The following is a 21197-nucleotide window of genomic DNA, read 5'->3' as shown; positions in this document are numbered from 1 at the left end:
ATGAGTTCTAAATTCAAAAGCTTTGTCGTCTTTGCCGAAATGCGCACGGGCTCCAACTTTCTGGAGAGTAACCTGAACGCCTTTGACGGGATCACCTGCCACGGCGAGGCCTTCAACCCGCATTTTATCGGCTACCCCAAAAGCACCGAGATTTTGGGCATAGACCAGCAAACACGGGACGACGACCCGACAAAGCTGCTGGTTGCGATACGCGACAAGACCAAGGGCATCGGCGGGTTTCGCTATTTCCACAACCACGACCCGCGCGTTCTGGATCCGCTGCTGGAAGACGACACCTGCGCCAAGATCATCCTGACGCGCAACCCTGTCGAAAGCTACGTCAGCTGGAAGATCGCGCGCAGCACCGGTCAGTGGAAATTGACGGATGTGAAAGCGCGGAAAAAGGCGCAAGCCGTCTTTGACGAAGAAGAATTCTCGGACCACCTAGAGGCGCTTCAGGCGTTCCAGCTGACACTGTTGAACCGGTTGCAGAAGCTGGGGCAGACGGCGTTTTACGTGGCCTATGAGGATCTGCAAAGCGTCGAGGTGATGAACGGTCTGGCGCGGTATCTGGGCGTGGATCACCCGCTAGAGGCGTTGGATAAAAGTCTGAAAAAGCAGAACCCCGACCCGATCTCGGCCAAGGTCAGCAATTATGACGATATGCTGGATGCGCTTGGCCGGATGGATCGCTTCGACCTGACCCGCACCCCGAATTTCGAACCCCGCCGCGGGCCGGTGGTGCCGTCCTATGTCGCGGCGGCCGAAGCTCCGTTGCTTTATTTGCCCTTGCGCAGCGGGCCAGAGCCGCAGGTGCTGGACTGGATGGCGGCGCTGGATGGTGTCGGGCGGGACAAGCTGCAAACCAAGTTGAACCAGAAACAGTTACGCCAATGGAAGCGCCGGCATCCCGGTCACCGCAGTTTCACTGTGCTGCGGCATCCGGTGGACCGTGCGCATGACGCGTTCTGCCGGCACATCGTGACCACGGACAAAGGCAGCTACCCGCAGCTGCGCACGACGTTGATCAACCGCTACAAGCTGCCGCTGCCGAAAGGCGAACCGGACAACAGCTATGACGCCGAAGCGCATCGCGCGGCGTTCAAGGCGTTTCTGACTTTCCTCAAAGGGAATCTGAACGGGCAGACAGCAATTCGTGTGGATCAGGCGTGGTGCACGCAGGCGCAGGCGGTACAGGGTTTCGGCGAATTCGCCTTGCCCGACCGGATCATCCGCGAGGATGAGCTAGCCGCAGAGCTGTCAGCCTTGGCGCAAAGCGTCGGGGTGCAACCGCCCGCAGCCTTGCCCGCACGACCCGCAACCCACCCCTATGCGCTGGCCGACATCTATGATGACGACATCGAAAAACGCGCATCCGACGCATACCAGCGGGACTATATGATGTTCGGGTTCAAAAGCTGGGGGTAGCGCCGCTTAGGCGGCCTGCGTTGCCTGTGCTTCGGTCAGGATCGCGTAAAGCGTGGCAGGGTCCGGGTTGGCCCGCAGCTTAGAGCAGACAGAGGCATTGCGCAGTGTACGCGACACCAGCGCCAGCGCCTTGAGGTGTTCGACACCCGCGCTTTCAGGGGCAAACAGGGCAAAGGCGATATCGACCGGCTGGCGGTCGACCGCGTTGAAATCGATCGGCTTGTCGAGAAGCACAAAGGCGCCCAGCACATTGTCCAGACCTTCAAGCCGCGCGTGGGGCAGCGCGACCCCGTGGCCCACGCCTGTCGGACCAAGGGATTCGCGCGTCATCAAGGCTTCGACCACCGCGGCGGCTTTCAAGCCGTAAGCATTATGCGCCAGCTCCCCGATATCGTGGAGCAGGCGTTTCTTGCTTGAGGCCGATGTGAGGACTTTGACAGCCCCCGGCTTTAGGAGTTTCGCAAAATTCATTCTGCTCGCTCTGTTCTCGGCCGCTGATGGGTCCGGTTTGTGTTACGACGGATCGATCCAGCCGATGTTGCCGTCATCGCGACGGTAGACAACGTTTACGCCTTCTTGACCGTCTTTGCGGAAGACCACGACAGGCGTTCCCGAAATTTCCATCTGCATCACAGCTTCACCCACAGACAAGGTCGCGATCTTGGTCTGCATTTCCGCGATGATCATGGGTTGGAGTGTTTCGGGTTCCTGCGCGTCTGAATCGCTTTCTGAGGCGAGGATATACGAGGATGCACCGAAAAGTTCAACCGGTTGCGCACGCTCGCGATGGTGATCTTTCAACCGTCGCTTGTAGCGCCTTAGCTGCTTTTCCATCTTTGCTGCACATGAATCGAAAGATCCATAGATATCAGTAGCATGCGCTTTCGCTGACGCCGTAAGGCCAGTCGATAGGTGCACCGTCGTTTCGCAGACGAACTCGTGACCGGATTTGGAAAAGATGACATTCGCGTCCGTCGGACGCTCAGCATACTTCTGGACAGCTTCGCCCAATTCCGTTTTCACATGCGTTTGCAGGGCTTCGCCGATGTCGATTTGTTTGCCACTGATTTGGTACCGCATAAATTCTCCTTGTTCTTATGATCCGGACAACACCATAGGCCGCATAAAATGCGGTAAAGGCGGGGTCAGATGCGGGTGAATGACGATGCGACGAGTTTGAGAGACACCATCCCTTTGGGAAGGGGGGGATGCAGCACAAACATGATACGCCGTCTCGCCATAGTCCTATTGAGCGCGTGATTGGGCCGCGTTGTCAAATGAATCCGGCGCATGGATGTGCGGAAACTAGCGCAATATGTCTGTAGTTGATTAGGAAATGCGGAAGTTATCGCCCAGGTAGACCCGGCGCACATTCTCGTTCTGCACGACCTCTTCGGGGGTGCCGGACATCAACACAGTACCTTCGTGCAAGATGTAAGCACGGTCCACAATATCCAATGTTTCCCGAACGTTATGGTCGGTGATCAGCACGCCGATGCCGCGCTTTTTCAGATCGGCAACCAGATGGCGGATGTCATCCACCGAAATCGGGTCCACGCCCGCAAAGGGCTCGTCGAGCAGCAGGTATTTGGGATCGGCCGCCAGACAACGGGCGATTTCCACGCGGCGACGCTCCCCGCCTGACAGGGCCAAGGCCGGCGCACGGCGCAGGTGTTCGATGGAAAATTCCGACAGCAAGGCTTCAAGCCGTTCACGCCGCCCGCGCGCGTCAGAGATAGAGATATCCAGAATCGCCGAGATATTGTCTTGCACGCTGAGCCCGCGAAAGATGCTCATCTCTTGCGGGAGGTAGCCGATGCCAAGCTGTGCGCGGCGATACATCGGCAGGGTGGTGACGTTCTTGCCATCAATCGTGACAGTGCCGCCCTCGGGCATGACCAGCCCGGCCACGGCGTAAAACGTGGTCGTCTTGCCGGACCCGTTCGGCCCCAGCAGGGCAACAACCTCGCCCCGGTTCAGCTCCATCGAGAAGTCGCGGATGACAGTTTTCTTGCGGTAGGATTTACGCAGGTGTTCGATACGCAGACCGCTTGCGCCATCCGTGACCGTCAAATTCGGGGAAGACATCAGTTGTTGCTGCCCGTTTGCAGGATCGTTTTCACGCGGCCGGACATCTGCGCCGTGCCGTCCGACAGCTTGACGCTCATCGTGTCAGAGCTGAGCGCATTGCGCCCTTGGGTCAGCAGCACGTTCCCCGACATCACGATCGTGCCCGTGTCGATGTCGTAATCCGCGCGCTCTGATTCGGCGGCGTCCTTGCCCGAGACAAGGGTCACACCTCCTGTCGCTTCAAGCCGCGCGATGCCTTCGGCCTCTGCACGGTACACAACCAGAACGCGTGCGGCGGACAGGCGCATCTCGCCCTGACCGATCAGCACATTCCCAGTGAAAACAGCCGATCCATCCCCTTGATCGACGGACAGGTTGTCGGCGGTCACCTCGACGGGCAGGCCGGTATCCTGACGGATCGACCCAAAGGCCACATTGGTCCCTTGTGCGGCGATTGGCATCGCGGAAAGGAGCAGGAAAACGGGCAGCAGTAGGTGTTTCACGTACGTCACTCTGATTTGGATTTCGGTTTGTATATCAGCTTCACCCGGTTTGTGAAAACCAATTGGGGGGCGGTTTGATCATCTGTTTGCGTTATCGACATGGCACCAGCCTCCAGCGTACCACCTGGGGTAGTGCCGTGGACCGCGCCCGGCGACTGGATATTCAGCCCCGACAGGTCTGACGTGATCTTTTCGCTTTGCAGCCGGTATCCGGTCGAGGTCGTCAGGATCACCTTGCCCAGCAGATCGGCCACGTCCTCGGCGATGTCAAAATCGGCGAGATCCGATTGCAGGCGAAAGGTCGATCCCTCGGGGGTGTTGATCGTCGCACGCAGGTTTTCGGCGTGGTTCATGCCGGTCTGCCCGTCGGGGCGGGTGAGCACATCGGCATAGAACGACAGCTCGTCCCCCTCTGACGTTGCGCCGGTAAAGAAGGGGCCGGTAATCTGCTGGTCGCGCAGGCGATCTTGCACCTCTTTCTCGGCAAAGGGGATGGCCTGCCCGGGATCAATCGCGCGCGACAGCAGGAACAGGGTCGACAGCAGGCCAAGCGCTGCCAAGGGGAACAGCACCTTGAGCCAAGAGATCAGCCTTGTGTAACGGTCCCCCTGCATCGCGCGCTAGCCCAGACCGACGCGTAGGCAGTCGTGGATATGCAGCAGACCTGCGGGGATGTCCCCTTGGGCGGGGTCCAGCACCAGCAGACAGGTGATCTTGCGGGCGTTCATGATGCCCACAGCCTTTTCCGCCAGCGCGTCGGGTGCGACGGTGACAGGGGTCGGCGTCATGACCTCGCGCGCAGTTTTGGACATCAGCCCGTCCAGGTGACGCCCCAAATCGCCGCTGGTGATGATACCGGCCAGCGCGCCGTTGCTGTCGGTGACAATCACCACGCCAAAGGATTTACTGCTCATCGCCATCAGCGCGTCGGACATCGGGGCATCGACCTGCACCAGCGGAAGCGCATCGCCCGTGTGCATCAGATCAGCGACGCGGCTAAGCCGTGCGCCAAGTTTGCCACCGGGGTGGAATTCGCGGAAATGTTCGGCGGTGAAGGCGCGGTTTTCCATCAGGGCAATCGCCACAGCATCCCCCATCGCCAGTGTCATCGTGGTCGATGTCGACGGCACCACGCCGGTCCCGCAGGCCTCTGCCAATTGCGGCAGTTCCAGCACCACGTCGCATTGCGCGCCAAGGCTGCTTTGCGCGCGGCTGGTGATGCCGATCAGCGGGATGGAAAAGCGCCGCGAATAGGCGATCAGATTGGCCAGCTCCGGCGCTTCGCCCGAGTTCGAGATCGCAAGCACCACATCATCGCCAGTGATCATCCCCAGATCGCCGTGGCTTGCCTCGGCAGGGTGGACGAACTGCGCGGGCGTGCCCGTGCTTGCCAGCGTCGCGGCGATCTTTTTGGCGATATGGCCGGACTTGCCGATGCCGGTGACAATCACCCGCCCACGGGTCGCGACCAGCAGGTCGATCGCCTGACGAAAACGGTCGTCCAGACTGTCGGCCAGTTGTTCAAGCGCTTGTGCTTCGGTGCGGATGACGCGGCGGGCGGTATCTAGGAAAGGTGTGGTCATGCGTGTGCAAAAATATCCGTTTCGGGCCAGCCGTCCAAATCGAGTTGGGCACGGGTTGGCAAAAATTCAAAGCACGCTTGCGCGAGCTCGATGCGTCCTTCGCGGATCAACATCTGGTTCAGCACGTCCCGCAGCTTGTGCAGGTGCAGCACGTCCGAGGCGGCATAGTCGATCTGCGCTTTGGTCAGCGTCTCGGCACCCCAATCGCTGGATTGCTGCTGTTTGGAGATATCGACGCTCAGCAGTTCTTGGCAGAGTTTGGCAAGCCCGTGGCGGTCGGTATAGGTGCGCACAAGTCGGCTGGCGATCTTGGTGCAATAGACCGGCGCGGCCTTGGCCCCAAAGGTGTTCAGCAAAGCCGCGATGTCAAACCGGCCATAGTGGAACAGCTTGAGCACATGCGGGTCTTCAAGCAGGGCACAAAGATTAGGGGCCTCGGTCTGGCCCTTGGCGATCTGGACCAGATGCGCGTTCCCGTCACCGCCGGACAACTGCACCACACACAGCCGGTCACGGTGCGGATGCAGCCCCATGGTTTCGCAATCTATCGCGACCATCGGTCCAAGGTTCAGCCCGTCGGGCAGGTCATTTTGGTAAACTGTATTTGTCATGCCCTCCCTATATCCCGACGGCGCGCGTTGGGAAAGCATCGCTTTCTGCGCGGCCTCAGGCGGTGGCGATTTCCGGCAGGTCGGGGCGTGGGTAGGCCGCGAGCAGGGCAGCAACCCTTTGATGCGCGACCAGACCGGCCCAATCATCGCGGATCAGCGGACGCGGCAGCGCGGGGTGCTTCAGCGCAAGGCGGCGCCAATTATGCACGATCAGGCAGCGCAGGGTCGCAATTTGCAACGGCGTCAGCGTGTCGGCACCGGCAAGGTCGCGCGTGACATGGTGCAAGGCGTCTGACAGCTGCGCATAGCTTTCGGCAAGGGAGGCAGGCTCTAGCTGGCGCTTCATCCAGTCGGGGGCAGCCTGACCGGGCAGCATGGCCGCGTCTTTGGGCACAGGCAGGGAGGCGTCCCCGACATATAGGCGCGGCATCAACGTGGTGAATCCCGCCTTTTCCAGCGCGCCGGTCTCGGCGTCATCTGTCACGACCATTTGCCAGTGCTCGGGCAGATCGTCAGGGGTGGCGTAGATCCGGCCACTGGCCGCCTGACTCTGGGCGCGGCCTTCGGGGGTCAGGCTGTGATGGCTGATCCGCCCGTGTTTCTCGGACGCGATCCATTTGTCCTTGCGCAAACGATGCAGAGCCACGCGCGCGGCCTCGGGACGGACGTCCATCGCCGACATGATCGCCGACAGCACCGGCCCGCCGATGATCTGCCCTTCCTGTCGGGCCAGATCACCAAAGAGACTGATCATCAAAGACCAGACGCGCTGGCCGCCAAGGTCTTTCAGTGGGGCGATCGCAAGGTCAAAGTCGTCAATAGGCATTCATCGTCAGCAATTCATACTCGGCCACGGCGGCATCATCCTGATTGGTCAGGGTCACGTGCCAGCGTACCTCACCGTATTCGTCATTGCGAGGCGTCTTTGCCTTGACACTGAGCCGGACCTTGATGCTGTCGCCCGCCTGCACCGGTGCCATAAAGCGCAGGTTGTCCAGCCCGGTATTCGCCAGCACAGGGCCGGGGTCAGGCTGCACGAACAGCCCTGCGGCAAAGCTCAGCAGCAGATAGCCATGGGCAACACGGCCCGGAAAGAACGGGTTCGCCTTGGCGGCGGCGTCATCCATATGCGCGTAAAACGTATCACCGGTGAAATGAGCGAACGTCTCGATATCCTCCAGCGACACGGTGCGGCTGGCAGAATTGAACGTCTCGCCCAAATCCAGCGCGCCAAAGCGGCGGGTGAACGGGTGGTCGCGGTCCGAAATCTCGGTCGCGCCGGGCACCCATTGCTTGCCGATGGCGGTCAGAATATCGGGGCTGCCCTGAATGGCGGTGCGCTGCATGTAATGCATGACACCGCGCACGCCGCCCAGTTCCTCGCCGCCGCCTGCACGCCCCGGCCCCCCGTGGACCATATGGGGCAGGGGGGCACCGTGACCCGTCGCCTCGGCCATCGAGTCGCGGTTGTTGAAATAGAGCCGCCCGTGAAACGCGCCTGCGCCCATGACCATGTCGCGTGCGGTCTCGCCGTCGCGGGTGATGATGGAGGCGACCAGCGACCCTTTGCCTTTGTTCAGCAGCGCGATGGCGTGATCGGTGTCGCGGTAGGGCATGATGGTGGATACAGGGCCAAAAGCCTCGGTGTCGTGCACATGCGTGGCGGCATCGGGATCGGCGCAGTGGAACAGCATCGGCGGGACAAAGGCACCTTTCTGCGCATCCGCACCCTCGACAGCAAAGGCGTCGGGGTCGCCAAAGACACGCGTCGCCTCTGTCCCGATCAGGGCGGCTTTCTCCATCACATCACGGCGCTGCGATTGCGAAACAAGCGCGCCCATTTTCGTGCCTTCAAGACGGGGATCGCCGATGGTGACTTTGGCCAGCCGGTCCGACAGCGCGGCGATCAGCGCATCCACATGGGGTTGCGGTACCATGATCCGGCGGATGGCGGTACATTTCTGCCCCGCCTTGGCCGTCATCTCGCGCTGGACCTCTTTCACAAACAGATCAAACTCGGGCGTGCCGGGGCCCGCATCAGACCCTAACACAGAGGCATTGAGACTATCCTGTTCAGACGCAAAGCGAACCGAGCGTTCGACCAACGCAGGGGTGCTGCGCAGTTTCAGTGCCGTTTCAGCAGAGCCGGTAAAGCTAACTACATCCTGACAATCGAGGTGGTCCAGCATATCGCCCAAGCCCCCCGTCACCAATTGGATCGCGCCGTCTGGCAGAATACCGGATTGGATCATCAGGCGGAAACAGGCCTCGGTCACCTGACAGGTGGTGGTGGCGGGTTTGACGATGGCAGGCACCCCGGCCAGCAGCGTCGGGGCGAGCTTTTCCAACATGCCCCAAACGGGGAAGTTGAAAGCGTTGATATGCACCGCAACGCCCTGCAGCGGCGTGCAGATGTGGCGGCCCATGAACTGACCCGCGCGGCCCAGCTGTTCGACGGGACCGTCAAGATAAACCTGATCATCCGGCATTTCGCGTCGACCCTTGGCGGCGTAGACCTGCATCGTACCGATCCCGCCATCCACGTCGATCATGTGGTCAGCCTGCGTGCCGCCTGTGTCGAACGACAGCTCGTACAGGCTCTGTTTATGGTCATTGAGGTAGAGCGCGACGGACTTGAGCATCCGGGCACGGTCGTGAAAGGTCAGCTTGCGTAGGGCAGGGCCGCCGATGTCACGGGCATAGGCCAGCATCGTCTGAACCTGCAGCGCTTCATTGCCGGCTTGGGCGATCACATCGCCGGTGATAGCACTTGCGATGTTGCGTGCACCGGCACCGGGGTTTATCCATTGTCCGGCGGCAAAGCTTTGGATATCGCGCATATTGGGCCCCTTAGTGATGGTCGTAGTCAATGAAAAGCGTGTCGCTCAGCGGATAGCTTTGGCAGCTCAGCCGGTATCCGCGTTCAACTTCGTAGTCCTCCAGCGCGTGGTTCGACAGCATCTCGACCTCGCCTTCGGTGACCTTGCACATGCAGGTCGAACAGACCCCCGCCTTGCAGGCAAAGGGCGCATCAAGGTTATTCTCTAGCGCGGCATCTAGCACCGACTGCCCCTTGGCCATGGTAAAGCTGTGCTGCGCGCCGTCGATTGTCACGGTCACCTGCGTTTGCGCCTGACCTTCGTTGCGCTTGGCCATTTCCTGTTTCGCCAGACGGCCCTGTTGGCTTTCGTTGAACAGCTCGAACTTGATCTGGTCAGGCTCTAACCCGTGGGTTTTCAGGGCATCCGCGATGGCCAACATCATCGGCTCCGGCCCGCAGATAAAGGCCATGTCCATGTCCGACACGTCGATCCACGTCTTGAACAACTCGGCGCATTTATTCTGGTCTACACGGCCGGTGAACAGGTCGATGTCCTGCCCGCTTTCCAGCATGTGGATGACGCTCAACCGGCCCATATAGCGGTTCTTGAGATCCTCCAGCTCTTCGCGGAACATGATCGTGTTCACAGCGCGGTTGGCATAGACCAGCGTAAAGGTCGATTTGGGCTCGCGTTTCAGCACCGTCTTGAGGATCGACAGCACGGGCGTGATCCCCGACCCGCCTGCAAAGCCAAGGTAATTCCGCGCGCGATCAGGCTCTAACCCGGCGGAAAACGTGCCTTGGGGGGGCATGGCATGCAGCGTATCCCCGACCTTCAACACCTCGTTCGCAAAGGTAGAGAAGGCGCCGCCATCGACCCGCTTGATCCCCACTTGCAGCACGCCGTCGTCCAGACCGGCGCAAATCGAATAGTTGCGGCGCAGCTCGGTCCCGTCGAAATCCTGTTTGAAGGTCAGATACTGACCCTGTTTAAAGGCAAACGCCTGCGGGTCTTCGGGTTGCAGGGTCAAGACCACCGCGTCGCGGATGGTGCGGTGAATATCAGTCACTAATAAGGGGAGGAATTGGCTCATGGGTCAGATACACTTAAAATAATCGAAGGGTTCCAGACAGTCGGTGCAGCGCCATTGCGCCTTGCAGGGGGTCGATCCGAACTGGCTGATCTTTTCCAGATGCGTCGATTGGCACCGGGGGCAGCGTTCGGGGCCACCTGCGGGTTGGGGCGGGGCGATGCCGTAGCTTTCCAGCTTGGCGCGGCCCGCGTCGGTCATCCAGTCAGAGGTCCAGGCAGGCGAAAGTTGCCGCTTTAGAGACAGTTTTTCGATCCCGTGCCCGCGCAATGCCGTTTCGATATCAAGGTTGATGATCGTCGTGGCAGGGCAGCCGGAGTAAGTCGGCGTCACCGTGACCTCTAGCGTGTCATCCTGCCATTGCACATCGCGGATGATCCCCAGGTCGGTCAGCGAGATTACCGGAATCTCGGGGTCCGGCACGGCGTGGAGCCAGCCCCAAATCGTCTCTAACGAAGGCTTTTCGACTACCATGTCGCATCCGGGTAGGCGCGTTGCAGCCATTGCATCTGCGTCAGCATATGCCCCAGATGTTCCGAATGGCGTTTACCGGATTTGCCGCCGCGATGGCCGAAATCGCTTTTGGGCCGTGTTAGCGTGGCGGCGGTGAAGACATCGTTCACCAAGGTATCATAGGCGGCGCGCAGGGACGCAGGGTCGGGCGCGATGCCCGCTGAGACCATAGCCTCGTCCACAGCGTCCGCGACGAACATTTCCCCGACATAGGGCCACAACAGGTCCAGCGCGTTCTGCATGCGGCGGTGGCTTTCCTCGGTGCCGTCGCCAAGGCCGATCACTGTGTCTGTCGCGCGCTCCAGATGGTAGGTCACCTCTTTGCTCGACTTTTCCGCGATGGCCGCGATCTGTGCATCGCTGCTTTCCATCAGGGCGGTCAGCTGCGACAGGTGCCATGCGTCAAACAGGAACTGGCGCATGATCGTCTGGCCGAAATCGCCGTTGGGCTGTTCGACCAACAACAGATTGCGGAAATCCCAGACGTCACGGTGAAAGGCCAGCCGATCTGCATCGCGACCGGCATCTTCGACCTTACCCGCCAGATCCAGCCAAAGCGTGGTCTGGCCGATCAGATCCAGCGCGGTATTCGCCAGCGCGATGTCTTCCTCCAGCACAGGGGCGTGGCCGCACCATTCCGAGACGCGGTGTCCCAGAACAAGGGTGTTATCCCCCATCCGGCATAGAAATTCGAACAAATCGCCTTTGTTAGGGTCTACATTCGCCGTGCTCACATCGCCCCCACTTCGTCTGGAATGTCAAAGAAGGTGGGGTGGCGGTAGACCTTGTCGTTGGCGGGCTCGTACAGCGGGCCTTTTTCCTCGGGCGAGGAGGCGGCGATATGGGCGGCCTCGACGACCCAGATGCTCACGCCTTCGTTGCGGCGGGTATAAACATCGCGGGCATTCTTGATCGCCATTTCGGCGTCAGCGGCGTGAAGCGACCCGACGTGGCGATGGCTCAGCCCGTGCTGACCGCGAATGAAAATCTCGAACAGGGGCCATTCATCGGCGCGCGCCTTGCCGTGGTCGACCGCTTGGGTGCCGGGGTAGGGTCTTGCTTCTGGGCTGCTCATCTTGCTTACTCCGCTGCCAGTTTCGCGGCGCGTTTCTTCGCCGCATGTGCCATCAAACCGTCCCGCACCCACGCGCCGTCGTCCCACGCCTTGTTGCGCGCGGCGAGCCGTTCGGTATTGCAGGGGCCATTGCCCTTGAGCACGTCAAAGAATTCGTCCCAATCGGGTTGGGTAAAGTCGTAATGCCCGCGTTCCTCGTTCCATTTCAGATCGGGGTCGGGAACGCTGAGGCCCAGATATTCGGCCTGCGGGACACATTCATCGACAAACTTCTGACGCAGCTCGTCGTTGGAGTTCATCTTGATCTTCCACGCCATCGATTGCGCCGAATGGACAGAGTTTTCGTCCGACGGGCCAAACATCATCAGCGCGGGGCCCCAGAAGCGGTTGAGCGCGTCCTGCGCCATCTTGCGCTGCGCGTCTGTGCCCTTCGCCATCTTCATCATGATGTCGTAGCCTTGGCGCTGGTGGAACGATTCCTCTTTGCAGATACGCACCATCGCGCGGGCATAGGGGCCGTAGGATGTGCGTTGCAACGGCACCTGATTCATGATCGCGGCCCCATCCACGAGCCAGCCGACAGCCCCCATATCGGCCCATGTCAGGGTCGGATAATTGAAGATAGAGCTGTATTTCATTTTGCCCGACAGAAGGTCGCGGGTCAGCTGGTCACGGCTGACCCCCAGTGTTTCGGCAGCACAATAGAGATACAGACCGTGGCCTGCCTCGTCCTGCACCTTGGCGAGCAGGATCGCCTTACGCTCCAACGTCGGGGCGCGGGTGATCCAGTTGCCTTCTGGCAACTGGCCCACGATTTCCGAATGCGCGTGCTGGCCGATCTGCCGGATCAGGTTCTTGCGATACCCCTCTGGCATCCAGTCTTTCGGTTCGATCTTGCCGCCCGCATTTATCCGTTCCTGAAAGGCGCGTTCCTGCGGATCCATCTCTTCGAGAGATTTGACACCTTGGCCGGTGGATTTGATCATCTGTGCATACATCGTTCAGATCCTTTCAGGGGGATAATTGCGTTAAGCGCGTTCGAGGATGATAGCGACGCCTTGGCCGACGCCGACACACATGGTGCACAGCGCATAGCGGCCGCCTGTGCGTTTCAACTGCAGGGCTGCGGTCATGACCAGACGGGCACCGGACATCCCCAGCGGGTGACCGATGGCAATCGCGCCGCCGTTGGCATTCACATGAGGCGCATCATCCGCCACGCCAAGCGCGCGCAATGTGGCGATCCCTTGCGACGCAAATGCTTCGTTCAGCTCGATCACATCCATCTGGTCGATGGTCAGACCTGCGCGGGCCAGGACTTTCTGGCTGGCAGGAACAGGGCCGATGCCCATGACGCGCGGTTCAACACCGGCGGCAGAAATACCGACAACGCGTGCAATCGGGGTCAGCCCGTGCTGCGACGCCGCCGCCTCAGAAGCCATCAGCATCGCCGCCGCGCCGTCGTTGACGCCAGAGGCATTGCCCGCGGTCACGGTCAGGTCGGGGCCGTTGATCGGGCGCAGCTTGGTCAGCGCGTCAATCGTGGTGCCGGGGCGCGGGTGTTCGTCGCGGTCAAAGACAATCGGGTCGCCCTTGCGCTGCGGGATCGACACGGGGGTGATCTCGTCGGCGAAAACACCGGCCTTGTCCGCCGCTTCCCAGCGGTCCTGACTGCGCTTGGCAAAGGCGTCCTGATCTTCGCGGCTGACATCATAATCCGTTGCCACGTTGTCGCCGGTTTCGGGCATGGATTCGACGCCGTATTGCGCCTTCATCTTGGGGTTCACAAAGCGCCAGCCAATGGTGGTGTCATAGACAGCGTTGTTGCGCGAGAAGGCGGTTTCCGCCTTGGGCATCACGAAAGGCGCGCGGGTCATGCTTTCGACACCGCCGGCAATCGCCAGATCCATGTCGCCGGCCTTGATCGCACGGGCCGCGACGCCGACCGCATCCATGCCAGAGGCACACAGACGGTTGATCGTTGCACCGGGCACATCGACCGGCAGGCCGGCCAGCAGGGCCGCCATACGGGCCACGTTACGGTTGTCTTCGCCGGCCTGGTTGGCACAGCCAAAGATCACGTCATCGATTTTGGACCAATCCAGATCAGGATTGCGGGCCATCAGTGCGGCAATCGGTGCCGCTGCCAGATCATCGGCGCGGACCGATGACAATGCGCCGCCAAAGCGGCCGATGGGTGTGCGCTGCGCGTCACAAATAAAAGCGTCCATGAAAGTCTCCCTTGGTTGACGAGCGTAGGGATAGTCGCGATTCGACGCAACTTAAATGTTACCTGACATTTTTCAGTTTGCATATTTTGTAACATAAAGGCGGACAGGATAACGCGCAAGGCGGTCTGTTCGGGCCGCTTGGGCAAGGCGCGCAACCTTCCCCCGCAGGAGCGCTGGAACAGGGGTGGAAACCCCGTTAAAACAATGCGCAAGATGCGCCCCAGACTGATTTGACCCGAACGGACCTGACCCATGCATAGTGTGACCCTTCTAACCTCTCCTCAACGCCCGCAGCTTGAGGCGTCTCTGGTCGATGCGGTGCGCAACGCATGGGGCGGCGGGGATGCGGTCTGGCTTGCTCCGGACGAGGCGGCGGGCTTTGACATGAAGCGGATGCCGGGCAATCGCTGGGATGTCTGGGCCGAATGTCAGGGGATGGGGGTCGATCTGGTGATCACCCCGTCGGAAGGCCGCCGCAAGAAGATGCTGCTGGCGGATATGGACAGCACCATGATCCAGCAGGAGTGTATCGACGAGCTGGCAGATGAAGCCGGGGTCGGGGACCGCGTGAAAGATATCACCGCCCGCGCCATGAACGGAGAGCTTGATTTCAACGCCGCCCTGCGCGAACGGGTTGGTCTGTTAAAAGGGTTGGACGAGGCGGTGATCACCCGCGTGCTGGCCGAACGGATCACCCATATGCCCGGCGGCAAGACCCTGATCGCCACGATGAAGGCAAATGGTGCCTATGCGGCGCTTGTGTCGGGTGGTTTCACGGCGTTCACCGCCGCCGTGGCAGAGGCGCTTGGCTTTGACGAGAACCGCGCGAATACGCTGATCGCATCGGATGGCGTGCTGACGGGCGACGTCGGCGTGCCGATCCTGGGCAAACAGGCCAAGGTCGATGCGCTGGAACAGATCACCGCGCGCCTGGGGCTGTCAGAGGACGACGTGATTGCCGTGGGCGACGGGGCAAACGATCTGGGCATGCTGGCGCGCGCGGGCATGGGCGTGGCGCTGCACGCCAAGCCCGCCGTGGCGGCGGAATGTGATGTGCGGATCAACTTTGGCGATCTGACGGCGCTGCTTTATGTGCAGGGGTACGCCAAGGACGAATTCGTCATCTAGGCGCGGAAGCTGCATGGGGCGCTGCCCCATACCCCGGGATTTTTAACCATTTGGAAGCGATGTTACGCAAAGCCAGCGGCAGGCTTGAGCGTGCCCGTGATGATGCCGCGCCGGTTTTCTATCGGGGCATTGCGGTATTTCAACGCTTCGGGGTGGTTCGGGTCGAGCGCGCCGAGTTTGACCAGGATCGAGGTGATCGCGCATTCGGCCGCGCGTTTGGTGCCACAGGCCGCCTTGAGTGCCACGCCGGTGTTCTGATCCGGCAGGATCGCGATGAAGAACCCCTCGGCCCCGGTCTTGAGCGCGACCTTGCCGTTCATCGCGCGCATCAGATTGGTGCAGGCGCGGGTCTCGCCGGCGACAAGGTCGGGGTGCAGGCGCATGGCCTGATGCAGCCGAGCCTCGGCCGACCCATCGGGAGCAGCGGCGAAATGCGCCATGGCGCGGGCCATACCGTGTAGCGTAGTTGCAAAATTCGGGACAGAGCAGCCGTCGATCCCGAAGCCGGGCGAGGTGGTGCCGGTCACACGCTCGAACGCCTCGAGACAGGCGCGTTGCACGGGGTGGTCCGGCTTTTCGTAATCCGCGCCGCCGCCCATATGGGCGTTGACCGACAAGAAGCCCGCGTGTTTGCCGGAACATTCATGGTGGATCTGGCAAGGCTGCGTGCCGGAACACACCAGTGCATTGCGCGCGGCCTCGTCCCCGGGAAGTGCCGTGCCGCAGCGAAAGGCGCTGTCGTCCAGCCCCAACGTCTTGAGCCAGTCAGAGATGATGCCCACATGCAAATCCGCCGCCTGATGGGACGCGCAGGCCAGCGCCAGATGTTGGGGCCCAAGGCCATAGGCATCGGCGGCACCGGACTGGATCAGGGGCAGCGCCTGGATCATCTTGGCAGAGGAGCGCGGCAGGATCACCGTGTCGGGATCGCCCCAAGTCTGCAGGATCTGACCGCTGCTGTCACAGACCACCGCATGACCCGAATGCACGCTTTCCAGAAACGGACCACGCCAGATTTCGGCAAAGGGGGCTGCTTGGGTCATGAATTATCCTTTTCGTTGGCGAATTCCTGCCAATCAGGGTTTCGTGTGTCGCCTGTTTGCCGTTATTATGCTTGTTGACGAGAGAAATACAGTTCCTTTGATCAAGAGCGCCTCCCGAAGGGCTGCCATTGGGGAATTGTTGTGATGTTGAGGTTAATGGCGGCTGGAGGCCCAGGTAGATGATGAACTTTAGGACGATTGGTTTTGCGGCGGCGCTGGCGGGTCTGAGCGCAGGCAGCGTTTTCGCGCAAGCGCAAAGCACGAACCGCGTGGCAGCAGAGACGGACTGGAGCGTATTCGTCGAGGACAACCCGACCGAATGCTGGGGCGTGTCCACGCCGAAAGAATCCGTAAACTCCCGCGATGGTCGCGTTGTGGCGGTGAACCGTGGCCAGACCCTGCTGATGGTCTTTTACCGTCCAAGCGCGGGGGCCAAGGGGCAGGTGGCCTTTACCGGCGGCTATCCCTTTGCTTCGGGGTCGACGGTCAACATGAACATCGGCGGCACCACGTTCGAGCTGTTCACCGAAGGCGAATGGGCCTGGCCTGCGACCACCGAGGACGACAACAAGATCATCGCCGCGATGAAACGTGGCGCGGATGCAAAGCTGACGGGCCGTTCCGGGCGTGGGACGCAGACCGAGGACACGTTCTCGCTTCTGGGGTTCACGGCTGCGGTTGAAGATGCGGCCAAACGCTGCGGCGGCTAGGTTTTTCCGCCTGAACTGATCGCGAAGCCCTGCCATTGGCGGGGCTTTTTCATACCAAGGGTTTGGTCGATAAAGCGGCCATGACGGGCGAAGCTATGCACTCAGCCCGGCCCAGCAATGCGGCGTTTCCTTTTGATTTAGGGAAAAATCCCTATATAGAGCGCTCAAACCCCTGCACACCGGAGAATCCCCATGTCTGCGACCGCGCCGATTACTCAAGATGTCATGACCATTCCGCGTAAGCAGGCGGAGGGGCCGGTGAACCTTGTCGGGTTGACCCGTGATGCCATGCGCGCCGCGTTGATCGCGGAAGGCACGCCGGAGAAACAGGCGAAGATGCGTGTGGGACAGATCTGGCAGTGGATCTATCAATGGGGCACCCGCGATTTTGCCGATATGACCAATCTGTCGAAAGCCTTCCGAGCCGAGCTGGCCGAGAAGTTCGTGATCGAGGTGCCCGAGGTCGTGACCAAACAGGTGTCCGAAGACGGCACGCGCAAATATCTGGTGCGCATTGCGGGCGGCCATGAGGTCGAGGTGGTGTATATCCCCGAAGAGGGGCGCGGCACCTTGTGCGTCAGCTCTCAGGTCGGCTGCACGTTGACCTGTTCCTTCTGTCACACTGGCACGCAAAAGCTGGTGCGCAACCTGACCGCGGCCGAGATTATCGGGCAGGTGATGGTGGCGCGGGATGATCTGGGCGAATGGCCCGTGCCCGGTGCGCTGACCGATGCGCCGCGGCTATTGTCCAACATCGTGCTGATGGGCATGGGCGAGCCGCTTTATAACTTTGAAAACGTGCGCGACGCGATGAAGATCGCGATGGACCCCGAGGGGATCCAGCTGTCGCGCCGCCGGATCACCTTGTCGACCTCCGGTGTTGTGCCGGAGATCGCGCGCACCGCCGAAGAGATTGGCTGCCAACTGGCTGTATCTTTCCACGCCACCACGGACGAGGTGCGCAACAAGTTGGTGCCGATCAACAAACGCTGGAACATCGCCGAGCTGATCGAGGCGCTGCGGGCCTATCCCAAGGTCAGCAACTCCGAACGGATCACGTTTGAATATGTCATGCTGGATGGTGTGAACGATTCAGACGCTGATGCGCATCGTCTGATTGAATTGATCCGCGGTATCCCCGCCAAGATCAACCTGATCCCTTTCAACGAATGGCCCGGCGCGCCGTATAAGCGGTCGTCGAACAACCGCATCCGCGCGTTCTCCGAGATCGTGTATCAGGCAGGCTACGCCTCGCCCGTGCGTAAACCGCGGGGTGAAGATATCATGGCGGCCTGCGGTCAGTTGAAATCGGCGACAGAGCGTGAACGCAAGTCCCGCAAGCAGATCGAGGCTGACGCGGGGATGTAACTGCCCTTAATTCAACGTGAAATCCACGATGCAGCCGTCCCGATTGGGGCGGCTGTTTGCATTTCAAGGCGTTTGATTGTGGCGGGGTCACCCTGAAATGACCTTGGGCCCGCCACATTTAAGCAGAAATTAAGTCATGATCGCCCAGAATATTGTTTCCATCGACAACACAATCAGGAGCGATACTGCGATGACTGTTATTATCAAGAACGACGCCTTTATCACTGCCGATGTACTGGCGCTTGTGACCCGCGAACGCGAAAGCGCCTTGTCCTACCGCGAATGGAAACATCGTCTGGCCGGGTATGGCTATGGGGTACGTGATACGGACCACGGGTCCGTTCTGGAAACGCTGCCGCATCACGTTGAGGTCTGTGTGCTTCCGGCCGATCTTTGCGCCTGATCTGACCGGGGTCTTTATTTTGAACGCCCGGGGACTTCCTTTCGGGCGGGGGCTGTATCCCAGTTCTCGATCAGCTTCATCGCCTCGTCGGCGGTTTCAACGAATTGGAACAGGTCCAGATCCTGATCAGAGATCGTGCCCGCGTCTGCCAGCGCATCCCAGTTGATGATCTTTTCCCAGAAGGCACGGCCGAACAGCAGGAACGGCACACGGCTCATCCGGCCTGTCTGGATCAGGGTCAGCGTCTCGAACATCTCGTCCAGCGTGCCAAAGCCGCCGGGGAAGACACAGATCGCCCGTGCGCGCATCAGGAAATGCATCTTGCGGATCGCGAAGTAGTGAAAGTTAAAGCACAGCTCCGGTGTGACATATTCATTCGGGGCCTGTTCGAAGGGTAGAACGATGTTCAGCCCGATAGATTGCCCGCCGGCGTCGACGGCACCGCGGTTGCCAGCCTCCATCACGCCGGGGCCACCGCCAGTGACGATCACGTTGTCTTGCCCGTCACTCTCCATCGATTTCAGCGTCATCAGCCGCGCGAATTCGCGGGCCTCGTCATAGAAATGGGACAGATCGGCCAGTGTCTTGGTGCGGGCCTTGTCTTTGTGGGCAGGGGCGGGAATACGCGCGCCGCCGAACAGGACGATGGTGGATTTCACACCATGGGCGTCCAGCTCCATCTCGGGCTTGAGCAATTCCAGTTGCAGCCGGACGGGGCGCAACTCCTGACGGCACATGAAGTCGTCATCGGTAAAGGCCAGCCGGTATGCCGGGGCGCGCGTTTGCGGCGTGTCGGGTACATCCTGCGCGGTGGCGCGGTCGTCGCCGGCCTTGCGCAAGGGGTGGCGTTTGGATTCGGTCATCATACTCTCCGGTCTGTGCGGGCGACGGGTGCCCTTTGCTGCAACATGCCTGCCTTTGCCGCAAATGACCACGCCATCCGACGTCATTGCACCACAGCCCCGACGACTGTATAGCCAAGCGCAACATTTGACCCTCATTCGCCGGAGCTACACCCATGTCGAACGCCCAACTTGAAACCGCCATCGAAGCCGCCTGGGACGCCCGTGACACGATCACTTCGGCCACCACCGGCGAAACACGAGACGCGATCGAAGACACGCTGGCCGCGCTGGACAGCGGCAAGCTGCGCGTTGCCGAAAAGATGGAGAACGGCGACTGGCATGTGAACCAATGGGCCAAGAAAGCGGTCCTGCTGGGCTTCCGCATCAAGGATATGGAACAGCAAGACGGCGGCCCGCAGGGCAGCGGCTGGTGGGACAAGGTCGATAGCAAGTTCAAAGGCTGGAACGACGCCGACTGGAAAGAGGCAGGCTTTCGCGCCGTGCCCAACTGTGTCGTGCGCAAATCGGCCTATATCGCGCCGGGCGTCGTGCTGATGCCGTCCTTTGTGAACATTGGTGCCTATGTCGACAGCGGCACAATGGTTGACACATGGGCGACCGTCGGGTCCTGCGCGCAGATCGGCAAGAACGTCCACCTGTCGGGTGGCGTTGGCATCGGTGGCGTGCTCGAGCCCATGCAGGCTGGCCCGACAATCATCGAAGACAACTGCTTTATCGGTGCGCGTTCCGAGGTGGTCGAAGGCTGCATCGTCCGCGAAGGCTCCGTTCTGGGGATGGGGGTCTACATCGGCCAGTCGACCAAGATCCTCGACCGTGAAACCGGCGAAGTCTTCTATGGCGAAGTGCCCGCGGGGTCGGTCGTTGTGGCGGGGTCCATGCCGTCGAAGAACGGTGTGCACCTTTATTGCGCCGTGATCGTGAAGCGCGTCGACGAAAAGACCCGCTCCAAAACCTCGATCAACGAGCTGCTGCGCGACTAAGGGAACCTTTTCACAGACCTGTGAGTTCACTCTATGAAACAAGATTTATGGAGAATTTGAAATGACAGGTCTGGGTTGGTTCGCAGCAATAATCGTCGGTGGTCTGGCCGGTTGGATCGCGGAAAAGATCATGAAGTCCGATATGGGGCTGATCATGAACATTATTCTGGGGATCATTGGCGCGATCGTTGCCAACTTCCTGCTGATGACAATCGTCGGTGCGACCTTGGGTGGCTGGATTGGTCAGCTGGTCGTCGGTGTCATCGGGGCCTGCCTGTTGATTTGGGTCACACGTTTGGTACGCGGACGTAGCTGACCCTTTTCAGACGACACAGAACACGATAGGGCTGCCGCATCTTAATGCGGTGGCCCTTTTTATGTCTGACCAGAAGAAACCCAAGAAACCGTCGCGCCAGCAGGTCTATACGCTGCTGGTCGAGATCGGCCGCAAAGAGGGCGACGGCCTGCCGGACAAGGCGACGGGCGCTGCGCTGATGTGCTTTGCCTCGGGTATCGACGAAGCCGAAGCCGTGCGCGAGACGGTCGCCATCCTGAAACAGGCCGATACCAACCCGCTGGACGTGACCGGATATGGCACGATTGCGGACCGCGAGGCTGAAGGCCACGAGATTGACGAAGACGAACGGGCCTTGATGGCGCGGGCGCTGGACGAAAACTCTGTCATTATTGCGCAGATGACGCCTTTCTTCGACTAAGGTTCCTGCGCGGCTTTGCAGCGCTGGCGTGGGCTATGTGGCTCACCGCTTTGTGTA

At 60.6% G+C, this 21197-nt stretch carries 25 protein-coding genes; 8 read left to right on the top strand and 17 right to left on the bottom strand.

Going from position 1 to position 21197, the window contains the following annotated elements; genetic code table 11:
• Nucleotides 1-1428, top strand: a complete 1428-nt coding sequence (locus ACNQ62_RS02450) for a sulfotransferase family 2 domain-containing protein (RefSeq protein ID WP_418094119.1) — start codon at nucleotides 1-3, stop codon at nucleotides 1426-1428.
• A 6-nt stretch (nucleotides 1429-1434) separates the two neighbouring features.
• Here ACNQ62_RS02450 and ACNQ62_RS02445 read toward each other — a convergent pair whose 3' ends face one another.
• The 15 genes from ACNQ62_RS02445 to pcaF form a co-directional block, all read right to left on the bottom strand.
• Nucleotides 1435-1899 (bottom strand): PTS sugar transporter subunit IIA, encoded by a 465-nt coding sequence (locus ACNQ62_RS02445; RefSeq protein ID WP_005850566.1) that lies wholly within the window; start codon nucleotides 1897-1899, stop codon nucleotides 1435-1437.
• A gap of 42 nt (nucleotides 1900-1941) precedes the next feature.
• Complete coding sequence (gene hpf, locus ACNQ62_RS02440; protein ID WP_005850565.1) at nucleotides 1942-2508, bottom strand: ribosome hibernation-promoting factor, HPF/YfiA family; 567 nt, start codon at nucleotides 2506-2508, stop codon at nucleotides 1942-1944.
• 249 nt (nucleotides 2509-2757) lie between these two features.
• Complete coding sequence (lptB, locus tag ACNQ62_RS02435; RefSeq protein WP_005850564.1) at nucleotides 2758-3516, bottom strand: LPS export ABC transporter ATP-binding protein; 759 nt, start codon at nucleotides 3514-3516, stop codon at nucleotides 2758-2760.
• The gene (locus ACNQ62_RS02430; protein WP_289079532.1) at nucleotides 3516-4010 is read right to left on the bottom strand and encodes an LptA/OstA family protein; all 495 of its coding nucleotides are present in this window, start codon (nucleotides 4008-4010) and stop codon (nucleotides 3516-3518) included. Before ACNQ62_RS02430 ends, lptB begins: the two co-directional genes overlap by 1 nt.
• A complete protein-coding gene (gene lptC, locus ACNQ62_RS02425; RefSeq protein WP_304950846.1) occupies nucleotides 4007-4615 on the bottom strand; it encodes an LPS export ABC transporter periplasmic protein LptC in 609 nt (202 codons plus the stop codon). Before lptC ends, ACNQ62_RS02430 begins: the two co-directional genes overlap by 4 nt.
• Nucleotides 4616-4621: 6 nt before the next feature.
• Nucleotides 4622-5584: a KpsF/GutQ family sugar-phosphate isomerase gene (locus tag ACNQ62_RS02420; protein WP_037942545.1), complete on the bottom strand. Its 963-nt coding sequence runs from the start codon at nucleotides 5582-5584 to the stop codon at nucleotides 4622-4624.
• Nucleotides 5581-6195, bottom strand: a complete 615-nt coding sequence (locus ACNQ62_RS02415; protein ID WP_005850559.1) for a ribonuclease D — start codon at nucleotides 6193-6195, stop codon at nucleotides 5581-5583. The genes ACNQ62_RS02420 and ACNQ62_RS02415 overlap by 4 nt, the downstream gene beginning before the upstream one ends.
• Nucleotides 6196-6250: 55 nt before the next feature.
• Nucleotides 6251-7021, bottom strand: coding sequence for a PaaX family transcriptional regulator C-terminal domain-containing protein (locus ACNQ62_RS02410; RefSeq protein WP_184583613.1), 771 nt, complete (start codon nucleotides 7019-7021; stop codon nucleotides 6251-6253).
• On the bottom strand, nucleotides 7011-9035 hold the full coding sequence (paaZ, locus tag ACNQ62_RS02405) for a phenylacetic acid degradation bifunctional protein PaaZ (protein WP_418094118.1): 2025 nt from the start codon (nucleotides 9033-9035) through the stop codon (nucleotides 7011-7013). Before paaZ ends, ACNQ62_RS02410 begins: the two co-directional genes overlap by 11 nt.
• A 10-nt stretch (nucleotides 9036-9045) precedes the next feature.
• Nucleotides 9046-10110 (bottom strand): 2Fe-2S iron-sulfur cluster-binding protein, encoded by a 1065-nt coding sequence (locus ACNQ62_RS02400; RefSeq protein WP_418094117.1) that lies wholly within the window; start codon nucleotides 10108-10110, stop codon nucleotides 9046-9048.
• A 3-nt stretch (nucleotides 10111-10113) separates the two neighbouring features.
• The gene (paaD, locus tag ACNQ62_RS02395) at nucleotides 10114-10581 is read right to left on the bottom strand and encodes a 1,2-phenylacetyl-CoA epoxidase subunit PaaD (RefSeq protein ID WP_418094116.1); all 468 of its coding nucleotides are present in this window, start codon (nucleotides 10579-10581) and stop codon (nucleotides 10114-10116) included.
• Nucleotides 10575-11297, bottom strand: coding sequence for a 1,2-phenylacetyl-CoA epoxidase subunit PaaC (paaC, locus tag ACNQ62_RS02390; protein WP_418094207.1), 723 nt, complete (start codon nucleotides 11295-11297; stop codon nucleotides 10575-10577). Before paaC ends, paaD begins: the two co-directional genes overlap by 7 nt.
• A 53-nt stretch (nucleotides 11298-11350) precedes the next feature.
• Entirely contained in the window at nucleotides 11351-11695 is a 345-nt protein-coding gene (gene paaB, locus ACNQ62_RS02385; RefSeq protein ID WP_418094115.1) for a 1,2-phenylacetyl-CoA epoxidase subunit PaaB, read from the bottom strand.
• Nucleotides 11696-11700: 5 nt separating this feature from the next.
• On the bottom strand, nucleotides 11701-12693 hold the full coding sequence (gene paaA / locus ACNQ62_RS02380) for a 1,2-phenylacetyl-CoA epoxidase subunit PaaA (RefSeq protein WP_037942555.1): 993 nt from the start codon (nucleotides 12691-12693) through the stop codon (nucleotides 11701-11703).
• A 30-nt stretch (nucleotides 12694-12723) separates the two neighbouring features.
• The gene (gene pcaF, locus ACNQ62_RS02375) at nucleotides 12724-13926 is read right to left on the bottom strand and encodes a 3-oxoadipyl-CoA thiolase (protein WP_340270256.1); all 1203 of its coding nucleotides are present in this window, start codon (nucleotides 13924-13926) and stop codon (nucleotides 12724-12726) included.
• A 252-nt stretch (nucleotides 13927-14178) separates the two neighbouring features.
• Here pcaF and serB point away from each other — a divergent pair, with 252 nt between their 5' ends.
• Complete coding sequence (gene serB, locus ACNQ62_RS02370; protein WP_005850546.1) at nucleotides 14179-15054, top strand: phosphoserine phosphatase SerB; 876 nt, start codon at nucleotides 14179-14181, stop codon at nucleotides 15052-15054.
• 62 nt (nucleotides 15055-15116) lie between these two features.
• Here the strand turns inward: serB and ACNQ62_RS02365 are convergent, their stop codons facing one another.
• Nucleotides 15117-16097 carry an asparaginase gene (locus ACNQ62_RS02365; RefSeq protein WP_418094114.1) on the bottom strand — a complete coding sequence of 327 codons (981 nt, stop codon included), beginning with the start codon at nucleotides 16095-16097 and terminating at the stop codon, nucleotides 15117-15119.
• Nucleotides 16098-16276: 179 nt separating this feature from the next.
• Between ACNQ62_RS02365 and ACNQ62_RS02360 the strand changes: the two genes are divergently transcribed.
• From ACNQ62_RS02360 to ACNQ62_RS02350, 3 genes are all read left to right on the top strand, one after another.
• Entirely contained in the window at nucleotides 16277-16807 is a 531-nt protein-coding gene (locus ACNQ62_RS02360; RefSeq protein WP_005850544.1) for an invasion associated locus B family protein, read from the top strand.
• Between the two features lie 192 nt (nucleotides 16808-16999).
• Nucleotides 17000-18175: a 23S rRNA (adenine(2503)-C(2))-methyltransferase RlmN gene (rlmN, locus tag ACNQ62_RS02355; RefSeq protein WP_064217291.1), complete on the top strand. Its 1176-nt coding sequence runs from the start codon at nucleotides 17000-17002 to the stop codon at nucleotides 18173-18175.
• Between the two features lie 190 nt (nucleotides 18176-18365).
• Complete coding sequence (locus tag ACNQ62_RS02350; RefSeq protein WP_005850541.1) at nucleotides 18366-18578, top strand: hypothetical protein; 213 nt, start codon at nucleotides 18366-18368, stop codon at nucleotides 18576-18578.
• Between the two features lie 14 nt (nucleotides 18579-18592).
• Here ACNQ62_RS02350 and ACNQ62_RS02345 read toward each other — a convergent pair whose 3' ends face one another.
• Nucleotides 18593-19444 (bottom strand): TIGR00730 family Rossman fold protein, encoded by an 852-nt coding sequence (locus ACNQ62_RS02345; RefSeq protein WP_168593084.1) that lies wholly within the window; start codon nucleotides 19442-19444, stop codon nucleotides 18593-18595.
• A gap of 152 nt (nucleotides 19445-19596) precedes the next feature.
• On the opposite strand from ACNQ62_RS02345, the gene dapD reads away from it, so the two are divergent.
• From dapD to ACNQ62_RS02330, 3 genes are all read left to right on the top strand, one after another.
• Nucleotides 19597-20424 carry a 2,3,4,5-tetrahydropyridine-2,6-dicarboxylate N-succinyltransferase gene (dapD, locus tag ACNQ62_RS02340; RefSeq protein ID WP_005850539.1) on the top strand — a complete coding sequence of 276 codons (828 nt, stop codon included), beginning with the start codon at nucleotides 19597-19599 and terminating at the stop codon, nucleotides 20422-20424.
• 61 nt (nucleotides 20425-20485) lie between these two features.
• Complete coding sequence (locus tag ACNQ62_RS02335) at nucleotides 20486-20740, top strand: GlsB/YeaQ/YmgE family stress response membrane protein (protein WP_005850538.1); 255 nt, start codon at nucleotides 20486-20488, stop codon at nucleotides 20738-20740.
• Between the two features lie 61 nt (nucleotides 20741-20801).
• A complete protein-coding gene (locus ACNQ62_RS02330) occupies nucleotides 20802-21140 on the top strand; it encodes a hypothetical protein (protein WP_005850537.1) in 339 nt (112 codons plus the stop codon).
• The last annotated feature ends 57 nt before the right edge of the window (nucleotides 21141-21197 follow it).

Origin of the sequence: Sulfitobacter sp. SBS6 (assembly GCF_048285585.1) — a bacterium.
Classification (GTDB): Bacteria; Pseudomonadota; Alphaproteobacteria; order Rhodobacterales; family Rhodobacteraceae; genus Sulfitobacter; species Sulfitobacter pontiacus.
The sequence above is the reverse complement of the archived record's forward strand: the minus strand, read 5'-3'. Positions and strand labels throughout refer to the sequence as shown.

Bases quoted from the DNA above. Each gene is read 5' to 3' on its own strand.
- ACNQ62_RS02450 (WP_418094119.1), top strand. From the start codon at position 1: ATGAGTTCTAAATTCAAAAGCTTTGTCGTCTTTGCCGAAATGCGCACG.
- ACNQ62_RS02445 (WP_005850566.1), bottom strand. From the start codon at position 1,899: ATGAATTTTGCGAAACTCCTAAAGCCGGGGGCTGTCAAAGTCCTCACA.
- hpf (WP_005850565.1), bottom strand. From the start codon at position 2,508: ATGCGGTACCAAATCAGTGGCAAACAAATCGACATCGGCGAAGCCCTG.
- lptB (WP_005850564.1), bottom strand. From the start codon at position 3,516: ATGTCTTCCCCGAATTTGACGGTCACGGATGGCGCAAGCGGTCTGCGT.
- lptC (WP_304950846.1), bottom strand. From the start codon at position 4,615: ATGCAGGGGGACCGTTACACAAGGCTGATCTCTTGGCTCAAGGTGCTG.
- ACNQ62_RS02420 (WP_037942545.1), bottom strand. From the start codon at position 5,584: ATGACCACACCTTTCCTAGATACCGCCCGCCGCGTCATCCGCACCGAA.
- ACNQ62_RS02415 (WP_005850559.1), bottom strand. From the start codon at position 6,195: ATGACAAATACAGTTTACCAAAATGACCTGCCCGACGGGCTGAACCTT.
- ACNQ62_RS02410 (WP_184583613.1), bottom strand. From the start codon at position 7,021: ATGCCTATTGACGACTTTGACCTTGCGATCGCCCCACTGAAAGACCTT.
- paaZ (WP_418094118.1), bottom strand. From the start codon at position 9,035: ATGCGCGATATCCAAAGCTTTGCCGCCGGACAATGGATAAACCCCGGT.
- ACNQ62_RS02400 (WP_418094117.1), bottom strand. From the start codon at position 10,110: ATGAGCCAATTCCTCCCCTTATTAGTGACTGATATTCACCGCACCATC.
- paaD (WP_418094116.1), bottom strand. From the start codon at position 10,581: ATGGTAGTCGAAAAGCCTTCGTTAGAGACGATTTGGGGCTGGCTCCAC.
- paaC (WP_418094207.1), bottom strand. From the start codon at position 11,297: ATGGGGGATAACACCCTTGTTCTGGGACACCGCGTCTCGGAATGGTGC.
- paaB (WP_418094115.1), bottom strand. From the start codon at position 11,695: ATGAGCAGCCCAGAAGCAAGACCCTACCCCGGCACCCAAGCGGTCGAC.
- paaA (WP_037942555.1), bottom strand. From the start codon at position 12,693: ATGTATGCACAGATGATCAAATCCACCGGCCAAGGTGTCAAATCTCTC.
- pcaF (WP_340270256.1), bottom strand. From the start codon at position 13,926: ATGGACGCTTTTATTTGTGACGCGCAGCGCACACCCATCGGCCGCTTT.
- serB (WP_005850546.1), top strand. From the start codon at position 14,179: ATGCATAGTGTGACCCTTCTAACCTCTCCTCAACGCCCGCAGCTTGAG.
- ACNQ62_RS02365 (WP_418094114.1), bottom strand. From the start codon at position 16,097: ATGACCCAAGCAGCCCCCTTTGCCGAAATCTGGCGTGGTCCGTTTCTG.
- ACNQ62_RS02360 (WP_005850544.1), top strand. From the start codon at position 16,277: ATGATGAACTTTAGGACGATTGGTTTTGCGGCGGCGCTGGCGGGTCTG.
- rlmN (WP_064217291.1), top strand. From the start codon at position 17,000: ATGTCTGCGACCGCGCCGATTACTCAAGATGTCATGACCATTCCGCGT.
- ACNQ62_RS02350 (WP_005850541.1), top strand. From the start codon at position 18,366: ATGACTGTTATTATCAAGAACGACGCCTTTATCACTGCCGATGTACTG.
- ACNQ62_RS02345 (WP_168593084.1), bottom strand. From the start codon at position 19,444: ATGATGACCGAATCCAAACGCCACCCCTTGCGCAAGGCCGGCGACGAC.
- dapD (WP_005850539.1), top strand. From the start codon at position 19,597: ATGTCGAACGCCCAACTTGAAACCGCCATCGAAGCCGCCTGGGACGCC.
- ACNQ62_RS02335 (WP_005850538.1), top strand. From the start codon at position 20,486: ATGACAGGTCTGGGTTGGTTCGCAGCAATAATCGTCGGTGGTCTGGCC.
- ACNQ62_RS02330 (WP_005850537.1), top strand. From the start codon at position 20,802: ATGTCTGACCAGAAGAAACCCAAGAAACCGTCGCGCCAGCAGGTCTAT.